Annotated in this window: 25 protein-coding genes; 11 read left to right on the forward strand and 14 right to left on the reverse strand. The window is 32.6% G+C overall.

Annotation, left to right across the window (positions count from 1 at the left end; genetic code table 11):
- Positions 1-17: 17 nt before the first annotated feature.
- The 13 genes from rimO to GJJ64_RS13800 all read right to left on the reverse strand — a co-directional run bounded on the left by rimO (position 18) and on the right by GJJ64_RS13800 (position 12070).
- Positions 18-1346, reverse strand: a complete 1329-nt coding sequence (gene rimO, locus GJJ64_RS13740; RefSeq protein ID WP_154288350.1) for a 30S ribosomal protein S12 methylthiotransferase RimO — start codon at positions 1344-1346, stop codon at positions 18-20.
- A gap of 38 nt (positions 1347-1384) precedes the next feature.
- Positions 1385-1765: a GxxExxY protein gene (locus GJJ64_RS13745; protein ID WP_154288351.1), complete on the reverse strand. Its 381-nt coding sequence runs from the start codon at positions 1763-1765 to the stop codon at positions 1385-1387.
- A 50-nt stretch (positions 1766-1815) separates the two neighbouring features.
- On the reverse strand, positions 1816-2784 hold the full coding sequence (gene ftsY, locus GJJ64_RS13750; RefSeq protein WP_154288352.1) for a signal recognition particle-docking protein FtsY: 969 nt from the start codon (positions 2782-2784) through the stop codon (positions 1816-1818).
- Positions 2785-2857: 73 nt separating this feature from the next.
- Entirely contained in the window at positions 2858-3031 is a 174-nt protein-coding gene (locus GJJ64_RS13755) for a DUF4295 domain-containing protein (protein WP_154288353.1), read from the reverse strand.
- A 36-nt stretch (positions 3032-3067) separates the two neighbouring features.
- Positions 3068-3250 (reverse strand): 50S ribosomal protein L33, encoded by a 183-nt coding sequence (gene rpmG / locus GJJ64_RS13760; RefSeq protein WP_154288354.1) that lies wholly within the window; start codon positions 3248-3250, stop codon positions 3068-3070.
- 27 nt (positions 3251-3277) lie between these two features.
- Entirely contained in the window at positions 3278-3511 is a 234-nt protein-coding gene (gene rpmB / locus GJJ64_RS13765; protein WP_026902657.1) for a 50S ribosomal protein L28, read from the reverse strand.
- An 856-nt stretch (positions 3512-4367) separates the two neighbouring features.
- Positions 4368-5003, reverse strand: a complete 636-nt coding sequence (locus tag GJJ64_RS13770; protein ID WP_154288355.1) for a metallophosphatase domain-containing protein — start codon at positions 5001-5003, stop codon at positions 4368-4370.
- A 103-nt stretch (positions 5004-5106) separates the two neighbouring features.
- Complete coding sequence (locus GJJ64_RS13775; RefSeq protein WP_154288356.1) at positions 5107-7347, reverse strand: DUF262 domain-containing protein; 2241 nt, start codon at positions 7345-7347, stop codon at positions 5107-5109.
- Positions 7337-9076, reverse strand: coding sequence for a DUF262 domain-containing protein (locus GJJ64_RS13780; RefSeq protein ID WP_154288357.1), 1740 nt, complete (start codon positions 9074-9076; stop codon positions 7337-7339). The genes GJJ64_RS13775 and GJJ64_RS13780 overlap by 11 nt, the downstream gene beginning before the upstream one ends.
- A gap of 70 nt (positions 9077-9146) precedes the next feature.
- On the reverse strand, positions 9147-9380 hold the full coding sequence (locus GJJ64_RS13785) for a beta propeller repeat protein (protein ID WP_154288358.1): 234 nt from the start codon (positions 9378-9380) through the stop codon (positions 9147-9149).
- Positions 9381-9402: 22 nt separating this feature from the next.
- Complete coding sequence (gene ftsA, locus GJJ64_RS13790) at positions 9403-10698, reverse strand: cell division protein FtsA (protein ID WP_154288359.1); 1296 nt, start codon at positions 10696-10698, stop codon at positions 9403-9405.
- 68 nt (positions 10699-10766) lie between these two features.
- On the reverse strand, positions 10767-11108 hold the full coding sequence (locus GJJ64_RS13795) for a cyclic-phosphate processing receiver domain-containing protein (protein WP_154288360.1): 342 nt from the start codon (positions 11106-11108) through the stop codon (positions 10767-10769).
- 62 nt (positions 11109-11170) lie between these two features.
- A complete protein-coding gene (locus tag GJJ64_RS13800; RefSeq protein WP_154288361.1) occupies positions 11171-12070 on the reverse strand; it encodes a helix-turn-helix transcriptional regulator in 900 nt (299 codons plus the stop codon).
- Positions 12071-12192: 122 nt separating this feature from the next.
- Between GJJ64_RS13800 and GJJ64_RS13805 the strand changes: the two genes are divergently transcribed.
- The 8 genes from GJJ64_RS13805 (at position 12193) to GJJ64_RS13840 (ending at position 20028) form a co-directional block, all read left to right on the forward strand.
- Complete coding sequence (locus GJJ64_RS13805) at positions 12193-12624, forward strand: IS1/IS1595 family N-terminal zinc-binding domain-containing protein (RefSeq protein ID WP_154288362.1); 432 nt, start codon at positions 12193-12195, stop codon at positions 12622-12624.
- Positions 12625-12729: 105 nt separating this feature from the next.
- Positions 12730-14301 carry an MFS transporter gene (locus GJJ64_RS13810; protein ID WP_154288363.1) on the forward strand — a complete coding sequence of 524 codons (1572 nt, stop codon included), beginning with the start codon at positions 12730-12732 and terminating at the stop codon, positions 14299-14301.
- An 11-nt stretch (positions 14302-14312) separates the two neighbouring features.
- Positions 14313-14537 (forward strand): DUF6814 family protein, encoded by a 225-nt coding sequence (locus tag GJJ64_RS13815; RefSeq protein WP_154288364.1) that lies wholly within the window; start codon positions 14313-14315, stop codon positions 14535-14537.
- A 5-nt stretch (positions 14538-14542) separates the two neighbouring features.
- A complete protein-coding gene (locus GJJ64_RS13820; protein WP_154288365.1) occupies positions 14543-14743 on the forward strand; it encodes a hypothetical protein in 201 nt (66 codons plus the stop codon).
- A gap of 2 nt (positions 14744-14745) precedes the next feature.
- On the forward strand, positions 14746-17469 hold the full coding sequence (locus GJJ64_RS13825; RefSeq protein WP_154288366.1) for a sensor histidine kinase: 2724 nt from the start codon (positions 14746-14748) through the stop codon (positions 17467-17469).
- A complete protein-coding gene (locus GJJ64_RS13830; RefSeq protein WP_154288367.1) occupies positions 17466-17858 on the forward strand; it encodes a response regulator in 393 nt (130 codons plus the stop codon). Before GJJ64_RS13825 ends, GJJ64_RS13830 begins: the two co-directional genes overlap by 4 nt.
- Positions 17859-17866: 8 nt before the next feature.
- Positions 17867-19777 (forward strand): acetate--CoA ligase, encoded by a 1911-nt coding sequence (acs, locus tag GJJ64_RS13835; protein WP_154288368.1) that lies wholly within the window; start codon positions 17867-17869, stop codon positions 19775-19777.
- A gap of 65 nt (positions 19778-19842) precedes the next feature.
- Positions 19843-20028 (forward strand): CsbD family protein, encoded by a 186-nt coding sequence (locus tag GJJ64_RS13840; RefSeq protein ID WP_154288369.1) that lies wholly within the window; start codon positions 19843-19845, stop codon positions 20026-20028.
- 178 nt (positions 20029-20206) lie between these two features.
- Here GJJ64_RS13840 and GJJ64_RS13845 read toward each other — a convergent pair whose 3' ends face one another.
- Complete coding sequence (locus GJJ64_RS13845) at positions 20207-21991, reverse strand: chloride channel protein (protein WP_154288370.1); 1785 nt, start codon at positions 21989-21991, stop codon at positions 20207-20209.
- A 36-nt stretch (positions 21992-22027) separates the two neighbouring features.
- On the opposite strand from GJJ64_RS13845, the gene surE reads away from it, so the two are divergent.
- From surE to lpxB, 3 genes are read left to right on the forward strand one after another with little or no spacing between them, the layout of a single operon-like run.
- Positions 22028-22801: a 5'/3'-nucleotidase SurE gene (surE, locus tag GJJ64_RS13850; protein WP_039447717.1), complete on the forward strand. Its 774-nt coding sequence runs from the start codon at positions 22028-22030 to the stop codon at positions 22799-22801.
- Positions 22794-23054, forward strand: coding sequence for a stationary phase survival protein SurE (locus GJJ64_RS13855; protein ID WP_154288371.1), 261 nt, complete (start codon positions 22794-22796; stop codon positions 23052-23054). The genes surE and GJJ64_RS13855 overlap by 8 nt, the downstream gene beginning before the upstream one ends.
- A gap of 9 nt (positions 23055-23063) precedes the next feature.
- Positions 23064-24170 carry a lipid-A-disaccharide synthase gene (lpxB, locus tag GJJ64_RS13860; protein ID WP_154288372.1) on the forward strand — a complete coding sequence of 369 codons (1107 nt, stop codon included), beginning with the start codon at positions 23064-23066 and terminating at the stop codon, positions 24168-24170.
- Positions 24171-24212 lie beyond the last annotated feature (42 nt).

Raw genomic sequence — 24212 nt, forward strand, 5'->3', positions numbered from 1 at the left:
TCCCCTATTTCTATCAATTATTTGACAATAGTTCCATAAAGGTCAAAGTCCTCGGCTCGGTCTATTTTAACTTGAACAAAACTGCCAGTAGTAGCATAATTATCCGCAGCATGTAGTAAAACTTCGTTATCTACTTCCGGAGAATCAAATTGTGTTCTGCCCACAAAATAATCGCCTTCTTTTTTATCAATTAAAACTTTGTATGTGTTGCCAACTTTCTGCTGGTTAAGGTCAAAAGAAATACCTTGCTGCACTTCCATAATAGCCTCAACACGTTCTTCTTTTACTTCTTGTGGTACATCATCAATCAAATCATAAGCATGGGTTTTTTCTTCATGCGAATAAGTGAAACAGCCTAATCTATCAAATTTGGTTTCTTCAACCCAATTTAACATTTCCTCAAAATCTTGTTGAGTCTCGCCTGGGTAACCGCAAATCAAGGTGGTTCTCATAGCAATATCAGGTACTTTATCTCTAATCTGATTAACCAAGTCGATGGTTTTCTGTTTAGTTGTGCCTCTGCGCATAGATTTTAACATATTATCGCTAATATGTTGTAGTGGCATATCTAAGTAATTACAAATATTAGAGCGCTCATTCATCACATCCAAAATATCCATAGGGAAACCAGACGGATAGGCATATTGTAATCTTATCCATTCAATACCATCAACATCAGAAAGGTGGCGCATTAAATCGGCCAATTTACGCTCATTATAAAGGTCTAAACCATAATAAGTAAGGTCTTGAGCAATTAAAATAAGTTCTTTTGTACCATTTTTAGCTAAATGTTTAGCCTCTTTTACCAATTCTTCAATAGGTTTTGATAGGTGTTTGCCACGCATTAAAGGAATAGCACAAAAAGAGCATGGTCTGTTACAACCTTCGGCTATTTTAAAATAGGCAAAATGCGATGGTGTTGTTAAAAGCCTTTCTCCAAGTAACTCATATTTGTAGTTGGCACCTACCGAGGTTAGTAGGTTTTGTAAATCGTTAGTACCAAACCAGGCATCAACATTGGTGATTTCTGCTGATAATTCTGGAGTATAACGTTCTGATAAACATCCGGTAACGATAACTTTTCCAACTTTTCCTTGTTCTTTTAACTCGCTAAACTGCAATATCGTATCAATAGATTCTTGCTTAGCATTATCTATGAATCCACAAGTATTGATAACAATAATATCGTTTTCTTGCACACGATCTGCCTCATGAACAACATCTATTTGATTACCTTTTAATTGCCCCATAAGAACCTCAGAGTCATAAGTGTTCTTAGAACAGCCTAAGGTAACTACATTAACACGTGGTTTTATGATAGGGGATTTTGTTGATTTTACTTTCATTATTTTTTGATTTCACCGATTTTTTGATTTCACTGTATTTAAACAGAGAATCTTTTTACTTCACAGCTTGTATTGCCGAAATTTATTAACAAACCGGTTTTTACTTTACTAGCTTTTAAATAAGATATTACTTGACTTTGAAAAAGTTTAGGCATTATTCCGGTAACTGATTTTAATTCAACAATAATTTTATTTTCTACTAAAAAATCACATCTAAATTTACCTACAGATTGTCCTTGAAATAAAACTGTGAATTCTTTTTCATACTCAAATTTCAAATTCTCCTTACTAAATTGAAGTATAAGAGCTCTAGCGTATATTTTTTCTAAAAAACCTGAGCCTAATTCTTTATGCACTTCATAACAGTATCCAATTATCTTATGTGTAAGAGTATCTTTTACTAAATTTGATTCTGCCATGTTATAGATAGATTATCTTGAGATTAGTGTAATCAAATCAATCTGAGTAATCATGTATTAAACAAACTATCCACAAACTCTTTTTTATTGAAAAGCTGTAAGTCGGTCATTTTTTCGCCAACACCAATATATTTTACTGGGATTTTAAACTGATCAGAAATTCCGATAACTACACCGCCTTTGGCTGTACCATCTAATTTAGTTAGTGCTAAGGCGTTTACATCTGTTGCTTGTGTAAATTGCTTACACTGTTCAATAGCATTTTGCCCTGTAGAGGCATCTAAAACCAATAAAATTTCATGAGGTGCACCAGGTACAACCTTATTCATAACATTTTTAATCTTAGAAAGCTCGTTCATTAAGCCCACCTTATTATGTAACCTTCCGGCTGTATCAATAATGGCTATATCTTCTTGGTTCGCAACAGCAGATTGTAAAGTGTCAAATGCAACAGAGGCAGGGTCGGCATTCATGCCTTGAGACACTACTCTAACGTTAACACGCTCTCCCCAAAGTTTAATTTGGTCTACAGCTGCAGCTCTAAATGTATCGGCAGCACCTAAAACAACTTTTTGCCCAGCTTCTCTTAATTGATAAGCTAACTTGCCTATGGTGGTAGTTTTTCCAACGCCATTTACACCAACTACCATAATTACATACGGTTTTTGGTTAGTGTAAGAAGCTAGATTCTCAAAGTCCGAAGAATTATTTTCTTCTAATAATGCTTGGATTTCTTCTTTAAGAATACCATTAAGTTCACTCGTATTTAAATATTTATCTCTAGCAACTCTTGCTTGAATTCTTTCAATAATTTTTAAAGTAGTGCTAACACCAACATCAGAGGTTACCAGTATTTCTTCTAACTCGTCTAGTACGTCATCGTCAACTGTAGATTTTCCAATAACAGCCTTACTTATTTTAGAAAAAAAAGTGTCTTTGGTTTTTTCGAGCCCTTTATCTAGTGCTTCTTTTTCTTCAACAGTTTTTTCTTTTTTCTTAAAGAAATCAAATAGTCCCATAGGGTATAAAATTAAATAAAAAAAGCCATTCCAATAATTATTGGAACGGCTTCAATATCATAGAAGTATTAAATTAAGCGTTAGTGCTCTCTTTTGCAGCAACGATAGCATCTTTAATATGATCATTGTGTGCAATAACTTCTTTAAAGGTATAAGCGCCTGTTTTAGGAGACTTTACCATAGTAATAACCTTTGAATACTCTTTACCGGTTCCGGTTTTTAGGGTTGCAACTACTTTCTTTGCCATGTTAAATATTATTTTATGCTAACAGGTAGCTATTTCTTACTTAATTTCTTTGTGTAAAGTAACTTTCCTTAAAATAGGGTTAAATTTCTTTATCTCTAATCTCTCTGGAGTGTTTTTACGGTTCTTAGTAGTGATATACCTTGAAGTACCCGCCATTCCGCTTTCTTTATGTTCAGTACATTCTAAAATTACTTGAACTCTATTGCCTTTCTTAGCCATTCTATTTCGGTTTTAAAAGTCTTAAATTTAAATAGATCCTTTATTGATGAATCTGTTAATAGCCTCGGTAATACCGATTTTATTGATAGTTTTTATTGCTGATGTGGAAACTTTTAAAGTTATCCAACGGTCTTCTTCAGGGATATAAAATCTCTTTAATTGAAGGTTAGGATGAAACTTACGTTTGGTTTTCACGTTCGAGTGAGATACGTGGTTACCTACTAATGATGCTTTTCCTGTTAAATCACAAATTCTTGACATGACTATATCGTGTTTTTTCTATTAAAACTCAGTTTTACAAAGAGTTTGCAAATATCAGAAAATATTTCTTAATTGACAAGTACTCATCAAATTTATTTCAATATAATTTTAAAAGAAGTGTTTTAATTAATAAAAACTGTTACATTATGGTGTGTTTTCTATAAAAAAAAACTGAAAATCAATATTAAATTCCATCCACACATCATCTGTTTTAGTAGGTCATCCCACGTTAAACGAGAATGAAAGACTAAGCAATGCATCGTATAACACGTGTGTAATTCTTTTAAAGGGTGGTTGTTACAAAATTTATACTCGTTCCAGTTGATGTTCAAAAAATATTTATCTAGAAAACTAGTGGTCGGTATTCCGAAATCTCTTATTTCAAAAAATGGATTACCAATTTTTGTTTTGTGCTTTTTGTTGAATACTTCATTTTCACTCCATAAAGATAGAGTAGTATTTATATTGTAATCATCATTAAGTTTGTTTTTTATATAGAATTTTTTTGTCCGAATTTCTTCAAGTCTTAGTTTATCATTTAGTTCTACTAATCTTTTTAGGCTATGGGGTGTAAATTCGTAATTTGAATTACATGATAATAAAGGATAATCATATTTGTCTATACAAAATATGTTATCTACACACTACGCAGCCATAAAATGGCGGAGTTAATTGAAAAAATCAGATTTTTTTAAATTTTTAGAGCTTAAGCTTCTTTTAGTAGCTCTTTATTGAGCTCAAATAGTAGTCGGAAAAAGCCGGGATTAAAATAAAATTTATAATTTATGTAATTAATTATTCTGTTTAAGTTATTACTAATTAATTGTTATATAGTCAGAATAAAAATATTATCCAATTAAATAAGAATATCAACGGGTGGGTGTAATAATTTATAATATGGCTGATGTGAACCGGTAATGTTGCTGGTTATTGCAGCATTAATATATGCTGTTCCGTTTTTTTCTTGTGTACCATAATGTTCGTGAATATGACCAAAAACTGCTAATTTGGGTTTAACTTTTTGTAAAGTTTTGAGCAAATCTTCACACCCTAGTTTATTATCCATTATGGTAAATGGTGGTGTGTGGGTGATTAATATATCTGTATTTAGAGGAATTTTATTCCAAATTTTTCTGATTTCATCCCCTCTTTTCCGATTAAAAGCCATGCCTAAATAGTACGGTGTTACAGGGCTACCGTAAATATTAATTCCATTAATGTTAATGCCTTTGTTTTCTAAATACGTAATATTTGGTGGTATAATAGCTTTCTTTTGTTTTTTAGAAATGTTTTCCAAGCATAAATCGTGGTTGCCAGCTATGAAAATTTTATGGGTATAATTTTGTTTGGTAAACCAATAAATAAAATCTTCTAGTTCATCTTCTGTACCGTATTCGGTTACATCTCCACAATGGATAAGGAAATCTCCACCACAAAGTTTTAATTTGTGATGGAGATTGTGGGTGTCTGATAAGATGGTAAAAGCAGGCATAACGCAACATTAGAAATTTCACGAAGTTTTTAGATTTCGAAAGTCTTTCTATAATTGTTTAAAATATGAACATAGGGGTTTAAGTTATTTCCTATTAAGTTTATTAATTGGTTTTACATAGCTCCTTGATAAAGCTTAATGCCGAATCTCTGTCATCAAATTCATGCGTGTTGACCCAGTCTTTGTTTTCTGTCCAAAAGAATTTCTTAGAGTTACTATTGAATGCGATTTGAATTCCATTTATTTCAAAGTATTTGCATTCATTTGTTGAATTTTGATGGTGATATATTAGGTTTGGATTGTTTAATTCAAGGAAAAGAGAATATGAATAATATGTTCTATGTTCTCCGTTTGTTTGTGTTGTCTTTAACAAAAGAATATCAAAATCGCTATTCTTACGGATTAATTTTTCCTTCCCACAAACGGTAATCATTTCATGATGTTTAATGAAATAATAACGCCAATCATTTTTGTCTGAAAATTCATCTATAATTTTTTGTAAATCGTTTGTTAAATTTAGAGTAGATACTTTATCAAATAATTGTTTTAAAATCTCTCGCTTTTGGTTATTATCTCTAAGGAGTCTTTTCCAGCTAATATCACGTTCATTGTTGATGAGAAAGCTGAGATTCTTACCTTTGCTTAACAAATAATCTCCTGTTGCTAATAAGGCTCTTTCAAAAAGAAAATTGTCAAATTTATTCAACCCTTCATTACTAAATACGGCATTTGATTTTTCTGAGTATGCTTTGAATTTATCAATATTGTGTATTCCGTTTTCGTCTTTACACCAATCTAAAATAAAGCCGATTTGTCCTTTGAAATATCGGTGATTTTCAATTTCAATAATTGCGTTTTTCCAATCATCATTTTGTGTAATAAGTTTCGCTTTTAGTTTTTCTTCTATAAATTGCTCACTAATGAAACCCGAAAGCGAATTAATTTGTGTGTCTGCGAAGTGATCAACGATTGAATTTCTATGTTGCAACAATTCGTTTATAGAACGTAGAGCATTTGCAAAATCATTAGCATTGTTAAATAAATAGGGTCTGCTACCTTCTACCAGATTACGAACAATACGCAACCAACTTGTTAATTTTTCTATTTCAATATCTTCTTCTAATGCTAAATATTGATAGTATGCAAATGCAATAACTAAGTCAGGGTATGATAAGTCATTTTTAATTACGCCATTAAAAATTTCTACCTCATTTACATAAGTCGTGTCAAAAAGAAATGTTTTCAATCCGCTTTTATCAGAAATTTTATTTAAAACGAATTTCAATGTTTTAAAATAATCATCATCAAAACAGCCTAACTCCAAATATTGATTGAATGAAACTTTTTTTGAATTGTTTGTTAATAAATCAATATTGGTTCTGAAAACATCACTCTTTGATTTGTCTGCTTTTAAAGTGTAATTTATTACAGCCATTGTTCTGAAAAAATTCAGAAGCTGTTCGTCAAAAATATTTTCGGTTTTATCACGATAATTCCAAAACAAATCTGTCCAAAGTGTATCAATTTGATGTGAGAATGATTCGGTGGCTTCTGCATTGCTTTCCCAACTCTCTTTGGTTATATGTTGTTCAAACTTTGCTTTAAAATTCTCAAAATCAGTAAGAGGTTTACCTCTTGCGTTCATTTTAATATACAAATCATCAGAAAGACCGAAGTTTTGTAATTCTATGTAGTGGAAACTAATGTTGTTTAGTTTGTCCCATACTTCCTTTGTATCCTTAAAAGTATGATAAATAGAATCAAGCATGTTAAGCATTGATTTTATGGTGGGGTCTTTTTTCCAAGAAAGGTAAAACCAATAGCTGTTAGTTATAGTTTTTGACAGCTCGTTGTTTTTGGGTTTTGTTTTTTCTTTGTCTAGGTAATCAGTCTCAATTAGATTTTTAAAGTCTATTCCTTTGTTTATTAAATCTTGACAAAATTCTCTTGAACTGGTTCGTGTTTCGTAAGTGAATTTGGTCAATAGTTTTCTTAGCTCATTATCTAACTTATCTTCTTTGACTGCAACAAACCAATGCAACAAAAACAAGGTTGTTAATCGTTGTTGTCCGTCAAGCGGTTGAAAAACATTGTCTTTTAAGCTGCCATAAACAAAATCTAACTCTAAAGATTTTCCATTAGTAGCTTCAAATAAAGAATTTAAAAAGTTTTTTCGCAGTTCTTCTTTACTTTCTCTTCCTTGAGCATAATCACGCTGAATAATTGGAATTTCAATTTTACTATGCGGTTGCCATTCCAAATTATTACATTGTTTACAAACATTAGAGTCGTTTGACAGTAATTGTAAAAAAGTAAGTTTTTTAGATGTCGGATTATAGCTCATTTTCTGATAATATTGCTTGTGGTAAATATTGATTTATTACTTTTTGTATTTTTTCAAAATATGAAGTTCTATCGTTTTCATTCCAAACTTCAATGTCTTTCACGTTTGCTGAATAATATTTCATAAAAACATTTTTTGTACAAATTGGAATAAAAGTTCCATTCATTTCTCTTTCAATAATTTTTCTCCTTTTTTCCTTGAAAGAATCGTTTTTGTATGATCGATTGGTTCCTCTATCTAACAAACAAAGGTTTTGCAACTTATTATCCTCTTCACCTAAAACATATTCCACAATAGATTTGAATTCATTTTCATCAATCAGGTTGTTGTCATGTATTGTGCAACAAATTTTATTATTAAACTCCTCGTTTTGATGATTGTCTGTTTTTATGAAGTTGTTTTTTAGCCATTCAACTTGATTTTCCTTTTTAACTTTTACCTCGGTGGCAATTGCGTGAATGTGTTCAACATCCCAAAATTCTTTTTTGTATCGGTCAAAAGGGAAACGATTAGTTTCGTTTTCGTTGTTAAGCATCGTTTGTATGTTGTGAAGCAATAAAATTTCACGAACATATTTTCCGTTATATTCGACTTCTTTCAAATTCACATTTTCAAATTTGGATTTTATTTTTTGGTCTATCCAATATGAAAACTCCGTTTTTGATTTTTCTTTTTTCTCGTTAAGAATAGTTTTCAAGTCAGTTCCAACTGTAATCAGATAACCAATTTTGTGATATAATTCTCTGTTATTGTACCACTCTTCAAGTGTTTGGAAATACTTTTTTATTTCCTTCCAATTGTCGTTTATTTCTTTTTCTGATTTGGTTTTGAATTTTTCATTAAAGAAATGGAAAGTTGAATACTTATCATCACTTGGCTTGTCTGACATTAAATTGAAAATAAACTCAATTCTAGTTGCCAAGTTATTTTCATTTTTGTTGATAAAATACCAAAAAGAATCGTCTTGTAAGGCATATTCAATTCTGTCCCATTCTGAAGCAATTTCTAATTGTTTTAGACGTAGTTTTTCATTGTCTGCTTGTGCAAAATTTGAACTATTTAAAAACAAAGCCTTAATCAATTCAGCATTTGTTAGCGGAATTTTACCACTGTTGATTCTTGTGAAAATATCGATAGAATCGTCATTATTTTCCGATTCGTCCTTTTTAGAAGTTTCGTACCAAATGATTTTAACTTTCTCTAAAAATGGCGTAATAAACTTTGAACTTATTGAGGTATGCCCTTCATTTACTTTTTTTTGAAACCAAGTCTTAATAGTCGTGTGGGAATTGTAAATATGAAAATAATCAACATTTTTTTTAGAATCAACTTCTGATTTGCTGTCTAATTTTATCAAAAAGTCTTCACTGCCTTTTCGTGTTTCATATTGTATTTTGAAGTTATTTCTTTCACTTTCAACAAAGCGTTCTAAGTTTTTTAAGACAAGGAATGTTGTTGTTAATCGTTGCTGTCCGTCAATTACATCGTACCAATCTCCAATTAAATTATTATTGTTTTTTGTTTTATCATCGCTCTTGATTACTACAACTGGTTGCAAACAGTAAAATTCATCATCCTTTTTATTTGGTTTGTTTATAAAATCCCATATATCATTCAATAATTCTGTTACTTGTTGTTCTGTCCAGCGATAGCCTCGCTGATACGCAGGAATAAAAAAATTCATTCCTAATAATTCACTAATTGGTTTTATAGATATGTTGTTACTCATTTTATTTACTTTGTGATATATTAAAAACAATTCGGCATAAACTTAGCATCGCTTATAGCATTATTTAATTTTAACTCCTCTTACCCCAAGTTCTTCCGCCATTAGTTGAATAATAAAGACCTTTTGATGTTGTAGCCAAAATTTCTTTTCCGTTGTCTGTTAAATCTTGAAAATCACCAGTAGATGATGACCCTGAGTAACGAAGAACCCATGTTCTCCCGTCATTGGTAGAATACTCAATTTTGTTTTGTTGTTTTGAACTAATTCTGATAAGTTCTTTACCTGTGTTGATTATTTGAGCCATAATTTTTTGATTTTTATGATTGTTAATGTTTCTTAAATTCTAATTCTAAAATTCCTAATGCAGATGTATATGTAGGTTGATTTAATAATTTTTTTATTTCAGGGTTGATTGTTGTGAATATAGGTTTAATTTTGAAATCATAAAAATAATTTGTTTTAAATATAGGTTTAAGTAATTTTTTAAATTGAGGTGTATTTGAAGGCCCTCCTGTAAACACTATTCCATAAATTATTTGATGTTTATCAATATGAGAGCTAATAATAAAATTAATAAGTTCTAGTATTTCAATAAGGCGACATTGAATTACAAACGCTAAGTCTTTTTTAAATACTGCCTTTTTGTAGTGTTTAAATAATTTCGCTTCAATAGTTTCATTATCATCTATATTTAAATAGATGGCATTGCCATGTTTGATTTTGATTTCTTCGGCATTTTTTAAGAACAAACCAGTATACTTTGCAATATCCTTCGTAATCATGTTGCCGCCGTAAGGTATTCTCTCAGTAAAAAAAAGGCTACTGTTTTTATAAATTGCTATATCAGATTTTTCTGCGCCAATATCTACAACAATAACGCCTTCTGCTTTTTCTTCTCGATTTAGAATACTTTCTGCAGAAGTTATAATAGAAGGATAGGTCGTTTTTAAAGAAATACCAATCAAATCACAACATCTTCTCAAATTTTTAATACATACAGAAGGGCAAGTAAGAACTTTAAAAATTCCTTCAATGCTTGTGCCGTTCATCCCTATTGGATTTATTATTTCATCAACCCCGTCTACATTAAAATGCATGGACTCGGTATATAAAATATATTCATTTGCATACAATCGGGATTGATGTATAGCTAATTTCAACTTCTCAATATCATCTGAAATTATTTCTGAATGCCGCTTTCTGACGCATATCTCTTGGTGTTCATAAGCTTTTACTGCACATGAAATACTAGCACAAATACTTTTTGGAATAAAATCTGCTTGTTTTGCTGCCTTATCAATAGCGTTTTTTAAACATTGTGATACTTTAGAGTAATTTGCAATTATACCTTTTTTGATACCTTCTGTTTTTGATTCTCCAAAACCAATAATTTCGATTTTTTTACTGGCGTTTAAACGAGCAATAAAAACTGCTATTTTATAATTACCAATATCTGCAACCGTAATAATCTCATCACTTTGATGATGCTCATTCTCTATAGTATTATAATTTACAGGAGGTTTTATAATATTAATACTATCTCCGTAAACTCTTTGGTTGATAACGGATATGCGGTTAAATATCTTTTCAAGATTAAAATTAAATAAGGCTTTAAGATTCATTATATTTTAAGTTGAAGACAAAAATATATTTGTACCCAGCCAAAACATGGCACAGTTAAGCCTCCTCTCTAGAGAAATTTCTCTGTTTTTAAAAAGTTGATATAGTTATTTAATAAAGATTGTATTTGTACTCTCGCAATAGGGTTGGCCGAGTGTACACGAAACTGTAAGTTTCTTAAATCTATATCGCTTTCATATACCAGCCATTTAGCACAAGCATAACCATCAGGAAGAATATTTTTGTTTTCATCTTCACCTAAATCATTATCAAAACTAATGAAACAAGGTAGCCCTTGATTTTTAATGTATCTGACAAAATCGTTATAGTTTCTTACCACAACAAAGTTATCAGCATTGTTATAAACATCTGTTATATTTCTTATATCATCTAAGAAAAGTTTATATGGCATATTATGTGATTAATACTATAAGTTATAGCGTTTAGAATCAGTATTAAAAAGTGTTAAATTTTCTATCTGAAATTTTCTAATGCTCTCATGTAGATGTTTCTAATTTCATTTCTTAAACCTTTTGGTTGGATAATTTTAACTCGATCGCCGTAAGAAAGTATTTCCATGATGAAGTCAAACGATGTTAATACATTTAGGCTAATTTGAAATTCTTGAGCATTGTCTTTTAATACTTGTTGACTGCTATGCAAAGGAAAACTTTTGATATATTTTCCCTGTTCTACATCAAAAGAAAGCACAATTTTTTCGGGTTTAAGATCTTTAGGATTAATGATGCCGAAACAATTAGCGAATCTTTCGTTTAAATCAAACCCGGAAGGATAATTAAATTTTTTAGCAGTAATTTCTAACTGGGTGATACGGTCGAGACCAAAGGTTTTTACTTCTCCGTCTTTTTCATCTTTACCAATAACGTACCAACGGTTTTTGAATTCTTTTAATCCATAAGGCGCAATTAGTCGAGTAGAGATTTCATCATTCCAATACTTGTGATAAATATATTTTATCATTTTAGAATTTTGAATAGCATGTAATATACCATGAAAATTCTCGGTACCGTTTGGTCTGCGCTTTTCAAAATGGATAAATCTTGAAATACCTTCGGTTTGATTTAAGGCATTAAATGTATCGAAAGCTTCTAGCATCCGGTTGTTTAAATCAGGTTCATCTTGTGATACAATGCGATAAACTTTTGTAGAGAAATCATATTGGATGTCTATTTTATAAAGACTAAATATGTCTTCAAGATCGCGTTTTAGCGTACGTTTAGAAATTCTAAAATCATAACCCTGAATTTCAGATTCTCTTTCTAGATAATTGTTGATATCTTTTAAAGTGGCAGGAGATTTTCTTATTCTGTTAATAATAAGACTATAACGATTGATAACTTCCTTTTTAGACATATTGAGATTATTTTTCGTAAACATACGAATCAACAAAGACAAAATATGTCTTTGTTTAAGATAAGGGTTGTGATAAATTTAAAATTGTAGTTCTAAAATTTATTGCTAATTTGCTATAGTTTATGAATGTATCAAAAAAAGTTAAAAAAACTTGTCCCAAGTGTCAATCTCGTGAGGTTGTAAAAAGCGGAATTATCAATGATAAACAACGCTTTAAGTGCAAAGATTGCCTATATTATTTTACTGTAGATAAAATAGGTAAACAAGTAGATAATTATTACATTATCAAAGCTTTGCAGCTATATGTAGAGGGAGTTTCTTATAGAGAAATAGAACGTTTGTTGGGTGTAAGCCATGTTTCCGTAATGAAATGGGTTAAAAAGTTTCAGTTAACAAGACCGGTTAAAACGGTCTATAAACCTTCATATAAAATACTTAAACATCAAGAATTGATAGATTTTTATGCTCAGGAAGAGAATTTAAAAGGAGCAGGAATGATTGTTACAGAATTAGGAGACAAATATATGCTCATCAAGTGGGATAGGTTTAAATAAGCTTATGTATATAGTTAGCATTTTTAAGATTGGGGTTTGTTTTTAAGCGACTTTATAACAAGCTTTATAAAACTTTTATAAACCAAACAACCTAGAATTTTAATTATGTTAGAAAGTGTTCCGCAACAAAAGGTGGATAAAAAAAACCTTTGGAAAGTAATTGGTGTCTCCAGTGCAGGCACCCTCATTGAATGGTATGACTTCTATATCTTCGGAAGCTTAGCCGTTATTATTGCAACTAAATTTTTCCCGCAAGACAATCCCACAGCAGCGTTTTTATCAACTTTAGCCACCTTTGCAGCAGGTTTTGTGGTAAGGCCTTTTGGCGCATTGTTCTTTGGTAGATTAGGCGATATCATAGGAAGGAAATACACCTTTATGGTAACGTTATTATTGATGGGCTTCTCAACTTTTGCCATTGGCTTAATACCAAGTTATGATACTATTGGTTTTATAGCTCCAGTTTTAGTTTTGATTTTAAGATTATTACAAGGATTAGCTTTAGGTGGCGAATACGGTGGCGCAGCAACCTATGTGGCAGAGCATTCTGAGCCTAACAAAAGAGGTTTAAGAACCGCGTGGATACAAACTACAGCCACGGTAGGTTTATTTATTTCGCTTTTTGTGATTCTGATTACTAGAAATGCAATGGATAAAGCTTCTTTTGAAGACTGGGGATGGCGTGTACCGTTCTTAATTTCCATTGTGATGGTAGCTGTTTCTTACTTCATCAGAAGAAATATGGATGAATCTCCATTATTTAAGAAAGCTAAAGCCGAGGGTAAAACCGTTGCTAATCCTTTAAAAGAGTCTTTCGGGAAAAAGTTAAACTTCAAATTTGTTTTACTAGCCTTATTTGGTGCAACTATGGGGCAAGGTGTGGTATGGTATACTGGGCAGTTTTATGCTTTATCATTCTTACAAACCGTTTGTCATATAGAGTTTGATCAGACCAATTATATTATTGCTTTAGCTTTAATGTTAGGAACTGGATTCTTCGTATTTTTTGGATGGTTATCAGATAAAATTGGTAGAAAAGGAATCATGATGGTGGGGATGCTTATCGCGATTTTAACTTACAGACCAATCTATGATAAAATCTATCAAACCGCAGATGTAGCCAATAAAGTAGAACTTCAAGATCAATTAAAAACAGATATTGCTGTTTCGCTTAAAGAAGGTACTTCTGATTCTATCAAAACTGTAACAACAACCAAATATTATACAGATGGAACTATCTATACAGAGGTTTCTGAACAAGCTATTTCAGCATCAGCGCAAGCTAATAAAGCTAAAATTACTAAAATAGTAAATGTGGGTAATGAGAGCTTTTATATTCTGGTTGCTTTAGTACTGATACAGGTTATTTATGTGGCCATGGTTTATGGTCCAATTGCAGCATTTTTAGTAGAGATGTTTCCAACCAATATCAGATATACATCTATGTCTTTACCATACCATATTGGAAATGGGGTTTTTGGAGGATTATTACCTGCTATTGCTACTTATTTAGCATCTCAAGCTAGCACAGCTAACGAGGCTGCCGTAGCAGCAGGGCTAGTATTACCTTTTGATAAGCCTTATTTAGAAGGTTTATGGTATCCAATTATTATTGCTGGTGTATGCTTTATTATAGGTGTACTCTACATTGGTAAACAAAAAGCTATGAACGATTAATTTTAAAAGACATGAACTTTATAAAAAGAATATTAGGAATAGTATGGATTCTTCTGGGTATTGCAGCTGGTTATTATTTACTGGTAAGTCAAGCCTTTCCAAAATTTGCTACTGGCAGTACAGAAGATTTAGTGCCTGCCATTATTTACTGCTTTATTTTAGCTCCTATTATAGTAGGTGGGATGTTTGTTTTTGGCTTATACGCTATGCAGGGCGAATATAATCAGGAAGATTAAGAGAAATGAAAGAGCGATTAATGAATGAAAAGTTGGTTTTCTTTAGCGCCATATTTTGTGTGCTATTGCTATATCCTTTACTTTCTATTTTTAATCGCTCTTCTTTGATTTGGGGTATTCCAACCTTGTATTTATACCTATTTTCTGCTTGGATTTTCATCATCGCTGTATTGTTTTATATGGTAAGAAAGGATAGTCGAGAATAGATATGAATACTTTATTGGTTGTCATATTTTCTTTTGGTTACCTGCTTTTATTGTTTGGTGTGGCTTATTGGGCCGAGAAAAGATCTAACCAAAACAGTAATACACTTAAGCCTTACGTTTATGCGCTTTCTATGGCGGTTTATTGTACTGCATGGACTTTTTATGGCAGCATTGGCAGGGCGGCAGATTTTGGCCCTGATTTTTTAGCTATTTACATAGGGCCTACCATTGCAGCACCGCTTTGGTTCTTGATTCTCAGGAAGATGATAAGAATCTGCAAAGCACAAAGAATTACTTCCATTGCCGATTTTATTTCTGCCCGTTATGGTAAAAATACCTCTTTAGGTACTTTAGCAACTATTGTTTGTGTGTTGGGCGTAATTCCGTACATTTCCTTGCAAATAAAGGCTATCGCTATAACCTTTGCTTTTTTAGTTAATCATCCTCAGCATACCAATTCAAGTACAAACATCTCTTTATCAAGTAATATTCCCTTTTGGATAACTGTTTTACTAGCTATTTTTATCATCATTTTTGGTACACGTAAAGTAGATTCAACAGAAAGACATGAAGGGATGGTAACCGCGGTAGCCTTTGAGTCGATAGTGAAATTATTAGCTTTTCTGGTAGGTGGAATTTTTGTTGTTTTCTTTCTTTTTAATGGCTTTGATGATATTTTTAGCAGAGCAGCCGCTATACCCGCATTACAAAAGAGTTTTACTTTTGATGCCGCATATAACTATACCGATTGGATGGTGATGTGTATCTTATCTATGTTTGCTGTGTTGTTATTGCCAAGGCAGTTTCAAGTTGCGGTGGTAGAAAATGTTGATGAAAAGCATCTTTATAAAGCTATTTGGTTATTCCCTCTGTATCTTTTAGTTATTAATGTATTTGTATTACCCATAGCTTTAGCGGGGCAGTTAATACCTACATCATCTAGCTTTGAGGCTGATTTTAGCATACTCTCTCTGCCATTTGTGCATCATCATCAAGGGATTACTTTATTGGTTTATTTAGGAGGTTTTTCGGCTGCAACCGGGATGATTATTGTAGAAACTATTGCTTTAAGCACCATGTTGAGCAATAATTTGTTGATACCCCTTATCCTTAAAGTAGCACCTTTTAAAAAGATTTTTATTGATAAAGTAGAGCGTTCTATTAAAAATATCAGAAGGTTATCTATCATCCTAATCCTGCTTTTGGCTTATGCTTATTTTGCTGAGATAGCAGAAAGTTACTCGTTAGTTTCAACAGGTTTAATTTCTTTTGCAGCAGTAGCACAATTTGCACCTGCTGTTATTGGCGGAATGTTCTGGTCTCGGGCCAATAAAAATGGCGCTTTATTAGGTGTCATTAGCGGTTTTACCATATGGTTTTTTACCTTAATCATCCCAGCTATTATTGGTGCGGGTTTGTTACCAAAAGAGATATTAAGTGATGGTTTATTTGGCGTTTATCTGTTAAAACCAAATCAATTATTTGGTTTGGATGCTTTTACACCCTTAACACATGCCTTCTTTTGGAGCATGTTTATCAATATTTTACTGTATGTTTTAGGCTCTTTATATACAAAATCAAGCAATCAGGAAGAAATACAGGCCGAGCTTTTCATCAACGTATCAAAATATAAAACTGCTTTTGAAACATCAGTAAACAGGACAGGGCAAATCAAAATAAAGGAAATTAAAAGTTTAATGGAGCAATTCTTAGGACAAGAGAAAACCAAGCAACTTTTAACAAATTTTTCTAAAAGATATCAGCTCAACTTATTGCAAGAAGATACCAATGCAGACCAACGCTTAATAACTTATGCTGAGAAAATTTTATCAGGTGTTATTGGTTCTGCATCATCAAGAATACTAATAGAATCTATTGTTAAAGAAGAAGAAATAAGCTTAAATGAAGTTGTAGAAATCCTTAAAGAATCTCAGCAATTTATCAGCTTAAATAAAGAATTGCAGCAAAAATCAGAACAATTAAAAAAAGCTTCTGATGCCTTAGAACTGGCCAATATGCAAATGAAAGAGGCAGAAATTATTAAAGATGATTTTCTGTACAGCATTACGCATGAGTTACGTACACCGCTTACATCTATTAGGGCTTTCTCTGAAATTTTATATGATAACCCCGAGTTGGATACCTTGCAAAGACAGCAGTTTTTAGCCACCATGATTAAAGAAATTGAGCGCTTAAGTAGGTTAATTACTCAGGTTTTGGATTTAGAGAAATTAGAATCTGGTAAGCAAAATATACAGCATCAGGAAATAGCTATTAAAAAGTTAATAGAAGAAGTTTTACACGCTTTATCGCAATTAATAAAAGAGAAGAATATCAATTTATCTATTTCTTTCCCTGAGCATCTTTCATCAGTTTACGGAGATCAAGATTTATTATCTCGTGTGGTGCATAATCTGGTTTCAAATGCTATAAAATATTGTGATAAAAGTAAGGGGAGTATAAAAGTAGAGGTTTTAGAGATAGACAGATTTATACAGGTTAACATTACAGATAATGGCGAGGGCATCCCTGACAAGGATAAAAATTATGTTTTTAACAAGTTTTATCAAACAGAAAATCAAACCAAAAAGGCAGAAGGAAGCGGTTTAGGCTTAGCCATTTGCAAGAAAATTGTAGAGTTACACCAAGGTGAAATTGGTGTTATTGATGCCAAAACATCTGGTGCTTGTTTTTATTTTACATTACCTATAGAGATTATATCATGAGCGTAGCTAGAAAAGTTTTAATAGTTGATGATGATCCAGCCATAGTCATGTCTGTAGAGTTTTTATTGCGGAAAGCGGGCTATGAGGTTTTTATTGCTTTAAGCGGTACAGAAGCTATCGTGAAAATAAAAGAGCATGAGCCAGAATTAATACTACTAGACATCATGATGCCTGATGTAAATGGCTATGAAGTTTGTGATTTTGTAAAGCAAAGCGAAGCTTACAAACATATAAAAGTGATTTTTATTTCGGCAAAAAGTAAAGACGAGGATATTAAACTAGCGTATAGTAAAGGAGCAGATTTATTCATCATAAAACCTTTCTCCACCCGCCGTTTAATAGAGAAAATAACAGCATTAAATAAGGAAGATTATAAAACAATAAATTAAAGAGAAAAATGGATTTAAGCATCAAGTCGTTTGAAGATTATCAGAGAGTTTATCAACACAGTGTTGAGCAGCCAGAGCAATTTTGGGATACTGTTGCAAGCAGCTTCGTTTGGAAAAAGAAGTGGAATAAAGTGTTAGACTGGAACTTTAAAGAGCCTGATATCAATTGGTTTGTTGGAGGAAAATTAAATATTACAGAAAACTGTTTAGATAGGCATTTGGCAGATAAAGGCGACCAGCCTGCTCTAATTTGGGAACCAAATGACCCCGAAGAACATCACCGAGCTTTTACCTATAAGCAATTACACCAAAAGGTATGTTTATTTGCCAATGTTTTAAAAAATAACGGAGCTAAAAAAGGCGATAGAATTTGTATTTATATGCCCATGGTACCAGAGTTGGCCGTTGCGGTTTTAGCGTGTGCTAGAATTGGGGCTATACACTCGGTAGTATTTGGTGGTTTTTCTGCTCAATCTATTGCAGATAGAATACAAGATGCTAATTGTAGCATGGTTATTACCGCAGATGGCTCTTACCGTGGTACCAAAGAAGTTCCCCTAAAAAATGTAATGGACGATGCTTTGGTACAATGTCCATCTGTTAAAAGAGTTATTGTGCTTACCCGTAGCAGAACGCCAATATCAATGATAAAAGGTCGTGATGTTTGGTGGGAAGATGAAATTAAGAAAGTAGAAACTTTGGGAATGTTAGATTGCCCTGCAGAAGAAATGGATGCAGAAGACCCATTGTTTATTCTATACACATCCGGTTCAACCGGGAAACCTAAAGGCGTAGTACATACTTGCGGAGGCTACATGGTTTATGCTGGCTATAGCTTCCAAAATGTTTTTCAGTACCAGCCAGAAGAAGTTTATTTCTGTACAGCAGATATTGGATGGATAACTGGACACACCTACATCGTTTATGGGCCATTATCAATGGGTGCCACAAGTTTATTGTTTGAAGGTATACCTACTTGGCCAGATGCTGGTAGATTTTGGGATATTGTAGAAGAATATAAGGTAAATATCTTATACACAGCGCCTACAGCAATCCGTTCTTTAATGCAGTTTGGTTTAGATTTCGTAAAAGATAAAGATTTAAGTTCGTTAAGAGTGTTAGGTTCTGTTGGCGAGCCCATTAATGAAGAAGCATGGAATTGGTATAACGAGCATATAGGTAAAAAGAATTGTCCTATTGTAGATACATGGTGGCAAACAGAAACAGGTGGTATTTTAATATCTCCTTTAGCCAATATTACACCAGTAAAACCATGTTTTGCCACTTTACCATTACCGGGTATACAGCCTATTTTAGTTGATGAAAAGGGCGAAGAAATTATAGGAAATGGCGTTTCTGGTAATTTATGTATCAAATTTCCATGGCCAGGTATGCTAAGAACAACCTACGGAGATCATGAGCGTTGTCGGGTAAACTACTTTGCCACTTATGATAATTTATACTTTACTGGCGATGGTTGTATGCGAGATGAAGATGGTTATTACCGCATTACCGGCAGGGTAGATGATGTTATTAATGTATCTGGACATAGAATTGGAACTGCAGAAGTAGAAAATGCAATCAATATGTTTTCTGATGTGGTAGAATCTGCTGTGGTGGGTTATCCGCATGACATTAAAGGACAAGGTATTTATGCTTATGTGATACTTTCTAAAGAAACTGATGATGACGAACTGACAAGAAAAGATATCTCTATGACGGTTAGTCGTATTATTGGTCCCATTGCAAAGCCAGATAAGATACAATTTGTAAGTGGTTTACCTAAAACAAGATCAGGTAAAATTATGAGAAGAATTTTAAGAAAAATAGCTGAGGGAGAGGTTGATAGCTTAGGAGATACTTCAACTTTGTTAGACCCAGCAATAGTAGATGAGATTAAAAATGGCAGATTATCTTAGTTTTTCTAGTGGCATGATGCTTGGTTGAATGATAGAAATATTATTCACCTTAAAAGAAAAACATCATGGACAAATTAGAATTAAAAGGTAAGTGGAATGAAATTAAAGGTAAAGTAAAGCAGGCTTATGCCGATTTAACCGATGATGATTTAACTTACCAAGAAGGCCAAGAAGATGAAATGCTTGGAAAAATACAAAGCAAAACAGGTAAAACCAGAGACGAAGTGATTAATTGGTTAAGAAGTTTGTAAATATTAAGGATAAGCTAATCACAAGCTACCTTTTTGTTACACTTATTATGAAATTTTGGTATACACTTTGATTAATACCAAATGTAATCTTCTCTGATTGAAAGATTATTCATACGTTTAGGTTTAGGTTTAGTAAAGATTAAGGAGACATGCCCATGTCTCCTTTTTCTTTTTAAGCTTATTTGGCAAATAAGCGGTCTGGATAGTTTAAATACTGGTTGTATAGGTTTAAAACCTTATATTTTGAAACATAACCAATGATAGTTTCTTTTTTACTTACTAAAATATGGTTTAGATTTATCAGTTCTGGTGCACTAATCAATTGATTTCTAAGTTGAGTATATTCAATCAATATAAATTCTGTTTGTAAAATCTGCTCAGCATAAATACTATCATACTGCTCAAAATTTTTCATTAATTCTCGTACTGTTTTTAGTTCAATAACTCCAACAATCTTATTCTCCTGATTAAAAACCGGCATAATAGTATAATCATGATAAGAAAATTTTTCAATTATTTTTCGGAGTGTATAGTTAGTGTACACAAAAGTGTCCACAGGGTCTATAATATCACGTAAATTAATCTGGTTAAGGATAAATTTCTCCATTTGTAATGGTCCATGGTTATCTTTTGTACGAGGATGGTGTGCGTCAATATAATTCTTAAAAGTGTAAGCTATAGTTGTTGCTATCATTAAAGGGACTATTATCGCATAGCTTTGGGTGGTATCAGCAATGAGGAAAATAGCCGTTACGGGTGCCCGCATAACACATGCAAAAGTGGCAGCCATCCCTAAAAATATAAAAGTATTACCTTCTAAATCTAAATGGGTTCCGCTTACCGCGATAATTATCTTGTAAAGTAAATAACCACTTATACCACCTGCCACTAAAGATGGTGCAAAATAACCTCCTTCGCCACCTGCGCTCAAACTCAGGCCGGTGCTCAGCGGCCGTAGTAATAGTAATACCAATAAAATCAGTAATCCCTGAAAAGGAATATTTAAATTTTGGAAGATAGAATTTTTCCAAACCTCAGTTTCTTGGCCATGTAGCAAACGATTGATGCTTACATAGCCCTCACCATACAACGCAGGGAAAATATAAATTAAACAACCTAAAAGCGCACCACCTATTAAAGCCATTAAATAAGGATTATTTAATCTAGAGAGTATTTTATAGCAAAAACCATAAGTTTTAATCATATACATCGCTGTAAAAGCGCCAACAAAACCTATCAAAACTACATAGGGTAAACTTTCATAAGAAAAAGCATCTACATGAGCATCAAAACGGAGATTTTCGCCCATAATCATCTCAAATAAAATTTTTCCTGTGGCAGATGCTATCAGTAAAGGAATCAGTAAAGCAGGGGTGAATTCAGGTAATATCACTTCTAAGGCAAATAAAAATCCGCCAATAGGCGCATTATACATGGCAGAAATACCAGATGCCGTTCCACATCCAATTAATAAAGTTCTAAGTTGATAATTTAAGCCTAATGATTTTCCTAAATTAGAGCCAATTGAGGCTCCAGAAGTAACAATTGCGGCCTCCATACCAGAGCTTCCACCGAAACCAATGGTAATACCCGCTGTAACAAACTTGGCATATATTAACCTGATATTGATAAAAGATTGATGGTTTTCTATAGCTTGTATAACATGTTGCATCCCTTTAAAAGCCACCAACTTCTTGAAAATATTTCCGTTTAAAAAGGTCACAAGAAGTAAGCCTATCATCGGTAAAATAAAAAACAAATAGCCCGGAAAGAAACTCACCGCATAATTTTCTACAGCATAAATTATTTGTTTTATTAAAATAGCTGCTAAACCAACTATTAAACCCACTAAAGCACTTAATAAGATAACAGTAATGTTCTTGTTTTTTTGCCTACTTATAATCTTTCTTACTTTTACCCTTAGCTTTCTTAACTTTGTGATACTTGGTGTGTTTTTAGGCATACGTTTCAAGATTAATTAATCATTAGGATAAAACAGATGAGTACAAAAAAATATAAAATATTGGTAGTTAATGATGATGGTATAACTGCTCCGGGAATAAAGGCTTTAATAGAAGTGATGAAAGAGTTAGGAGAAGTAACCGTAGTTGCTCCTGATAGTCCGCAATCTGGTATGGGCCATGCTATCACTATTGGTAAACCTTTAAGAATGGATAAGGTTAGTTTGTACGAAGGTGTAGAGATGTACAAATGCTCTGGTACACCTGTAGACTGTGTAAAACTAGCTGTAACCAAAATTTTTAAAGGTAAAAAGCCAGATATCTGCGTTTCAGGAATTAACCATGGTCTTAATAATTCTATTAATGTTTTATATTCTGGTACCATGTCTGCAGCTGTAGAAGGCGCTATAGAAAGTATTCCTTCAATTGGTTTCTCTTTAGATGATTACACATGGGATGCCAATTTTGAACATTGCAAAAAATACATCAAAGAGATTTGTTTACAAGTACTTAAAAACGGTCTACAACCGGGTGTTTTGTTAAATGTTAATTTCCCGGCAGGGCAGCAATTAAAGGGTATAAAAATATGCCGACAAGCAAATGCTAAATGGGCTGAGGATTTTGATGAAAGACAAGACCCTTATAAAAGAAGTTATTATTGGTTAACGGGTGTTTTCCAATCGCATGACCATGGTGAAGACTCTGATGTTTGGGCTTTAAACAATGGTTTTGTTTCTGTTGTACCGGTTCAGTTTGATATGACAGCTCATCATGCAATTTCTACCTTAAATACGTGGGATTTTAATGTTTAAGAAAGATAATGTTTGGTTAGGCTTAGCATTAGGTCTTTTTGTACCTGGTATCGCCTTTTTGCTGGTGCAATTTTTAAAAAGAAACTTAGTTGTACTAGCTAAAGACGATTTATTGTACATTGGTTGTGTAGCATTAAACTTGGTTCTTATAAAGTTTGTATATAAAGACGAATACGAGCAAACAGTTAGAGGTATTATTTCTGCATCATTCATTTGCGCTATAATTTTCTTTTTTTACAAATACAATCTTTAAACATTATTCATGAGATATTACATTATAGCTGGCGAAGCATCCGGAGATTTACATGGTGCAAATCTCATGAAAGCGCTTAAAAATTTAGACACTAAGGCCGATTTTAGATTTTTTGGTGGCGATTTAATGCAGGCACAAGGTGGAACTTTGGTGAAGCACTATGCAGATATGGCTTTTATGGGTTTCTTAGAAGTACTCATGAATTTAAGAACTGTTCTTAAAAATATTAGTTTCTGTAAACAGGATGTATTAGCCTACCAACCAGATGTTTTAATTTTAGTTGATTTCCCTGGTTTTAATCTAAAAATTGCTGATTTTGCTAAAAAGAACAACATCAAAGTGTATTATTATATCTCTCCCAAAGTTTGGGCATGGAATCAAAAACGTGTACTCAAAATTAAAAAGGTAGTAGATAAAATGTTTTGCATTTTACCTTTCGAAGTTGATTTTTATAAAGAATGGGGTATGGAGGTTGATTACGTGGGCAACCCTTTACTAGATGCCATTGCTGCCTTTACACCTCAGAATGATTTTTTAACCCAACATAATTTAGGTGATAAAAAAATCATCGCACTTTTACCCGGAAGTAGAAAACAAGAACTACAATACTTGTTGCCAGATATGTTGGCTGTAGCCGATAAGCTGCCTGAATATCAATTTGTAATTGCCGGAGCTCCTAGTTTTAATCAAGAACATTATGATTCTTTTTTAAACGGAAGACATATTCCTGTTGTATTTGGTGCTACTTATGATTTGTTGCATCATGCTCATGCTGCTTTGGTAACTTCCGGAACAGCAACCTTAGAGACCGCTTTATTTAAAGTACCAGAAGTTGTTTTGTACAAAGGCGGAAAAATAAGTATTGCTATTGCTAGGATGCTTGTGAAAATTAGATTTATCTCTTTAGTGAATTTAATTATGGATGAAGAGGTGGTTAAAGAATTAATTCAGGAAGATTGTAATGCCGAGCAAATTTTAAAAGAACTAAAACCACTTTTAGACGGAGAAAAGCGAGTGCTTCAGTTACAGCAATATCAGCTACTAGCTGATAAAATGGGTTTACCGGGTGCTTCTGAGAAAACCGCAAAGCTTATTCATGAGTATTTGAATAGGTAAGACTTACTTTTTACTGACGAATAACTGTTTCTTTCATGACAA

This window comes from Pedobacter puniceum (assembly GCF_009674685.1).
Taxonomy (GTDB): Bacteria; Bacteroidota; Bacteroidia; order Sphingobacteriales; family Sphingobacteriaceae; genus Pseudopedobacter; species Pseudopedobacter puniceum.

Bases quoted from the DNA above. Each gene is read 5' to 3' on its own strand.
- lpxB (WP_154288372.1), top strand. From the start codon at position 23,064: ATGAGATATTACATTATAGCTGGCGAAGCATCCGGAGATTTACATGGT.
- rpmB (WP_026902657.1), bottom strand. From the start codon at position 3,511: ATGTCAAGAATTTGTGATTTAACAGGAAAAGCATCATTAGTAGGTAAC.
- GJJ64_RS13840 (WP_154288369.1), top strand. From the start codon at position 19,843: ATGGACAAATTAGAATTAAAAGGTAAGTGGAATGAAATTAAAGGTAAA.
- GJJ64_RS13805 (WP_154288362.1), top strand. From the start codon at position 12,193: ATGAATGTATCAAAAAAAGTTAAAAAAACTTGTCCCAAGTGTCAATCT.
- GJJ64_RS13825 (WP_154288366.1), top strand. From the start codon at position 14,746: ATGAATACTTTATTGGTTGTCATATTTTCTTTTGGTTACCTGCTTTTA.
- GJJ64_RS13770 (WP_154288355.1), bottom strand. From the start codon at position 5,003: ATGCCTGCTTTTACCATCTTATCAGACACCCACAATCTCCATCACAAA.
- GJJ64_RS13785 (WP_154288358.1), bottom strand. From the start codon at position 9,380: ATGGCTCAAATAATCAACACAGGTAAAGAACTTATCAGAATTAGTTCA.
- rimO (WP_154288350.1), bottom strand. From the start codon at position 1,346: ATGAAAGTAAAATCAACAAAATCCCCTATCATAAAACCACGTGTTAAT.
- GJJ64_RS13820 (WP_154288365.1), top strand. From the start codon at position 14,543: ATGAAAGAGCGATTAATGAATGAAAAGTTGGTTTTCTTTAGCGCCATA.
- rpmG (WP_154288354.1), bottom strand. From the start codon at position 3,250: ATGGCTAAGAAAGGCAATAGAGTTCAAGTAATTTTAGAATGTACTGAA.
- GJJ64_RS13855 (WP_154288371.1), top strand. From the start codon at position 22,794: ATGTTTAAGAAAGATAATGTTTGGTTAGGCTTAGCATTAGGTCTTTTT.
- surE (WP_039447717.1), top strand. From the start codon at position 22,028: ATGAGTACAAAAAAATATAAAATATTGGTAGTTAATGATGATGGTATA.
- acs (WP_154288368.1), top strand. From the start codon at position 17,867: ATGGATTTAAGCATCAAGTCGTTTGAAGATTATCAGAGAGTTTATCAA.
- GJJ64_RS13755 (WP_154288353.1), bottom strand. From the start codon at position 3,031: ATGGCAAAGAAAGTAGTTGCAACCCTAAAAACCGGAACCGGTAAAGAG.
- GJJ64_RS13775 (WP_154288356.1), bottom strand. From the start codon at position 7,347: ATGAGCTATAATCCGACATCTAAAAAACTTACTTTTTTACAATTACTG.
- GJJ64_RS13815 (WP_154288364.1), top strand. From the start codon at position 14,313: ATGAACTTTATAAAAAGAATATTAGGAATAGTATGGATTCTTCTGGGT.
- GJJ64_RS13800 (WP_154288361.1), bottom strand. From the start codon at position 12,070: ATGTCTAAAAAGGAAGTTATCAATCGTTATAGTCTTATTATTAACAGA.
- GJJ64_RS13780 (WP_154288357.1), bottom strand. From the start codon at position 9,076: ATGAGTAACAACATATCTATAAAACCAATTAGTGAATTATTAGGAATG.
- ftsA (WP_154288359.1), bottom strand. From the start codon at position 10,698: ATGAATCTTAAAGCCTTATTTAATTTTAATCTTGAAAAGATATTTAAC.
- GJJ64_RS13830 (WP_154288367.1), top strand. From the start codon at position 17,466: ATGAGCGTAGCTAGAAAAGTTTTAATAGTTGATGATGATCCAGCCATA.
- GJJ64_RS13810 (WP_154288363.1), top strand. From the start codon at position 12,730: ATGTTAGAAAGTGTTCCGCAACAAAAGGTGGATAAAAAAAACCTTTGG.
- GJJ64_RS13745 (WP_154288351.1), bottom strand. From the start codon at position 1,765: ATGGCAGAATCAAATTTAGTAAAAGATACTCTTACACATAAGATAATT.
- GJJ64_RS13795 (WP_154288360.1), bottom strand. From the start codon at position 11,108: ATGCCATATAAACTTTTCTTAGATGATATAAGAAATATAACAGATGTT.
- GJJ64_RS13845 (WP_154288370.1), bottom strand. From the start codon at position 21,991: ATGCCTAAAAACACACCAAGTATCACAAAGTTAAGAAAGCTAAGGGTA.
- ftsY (WP_154288352.1), bottom strand. From the start codon at position 2,784: ATGGGACTATTTGATTTCTTTAAGAAAAAAGAAAAAACTGTTGAAGAA.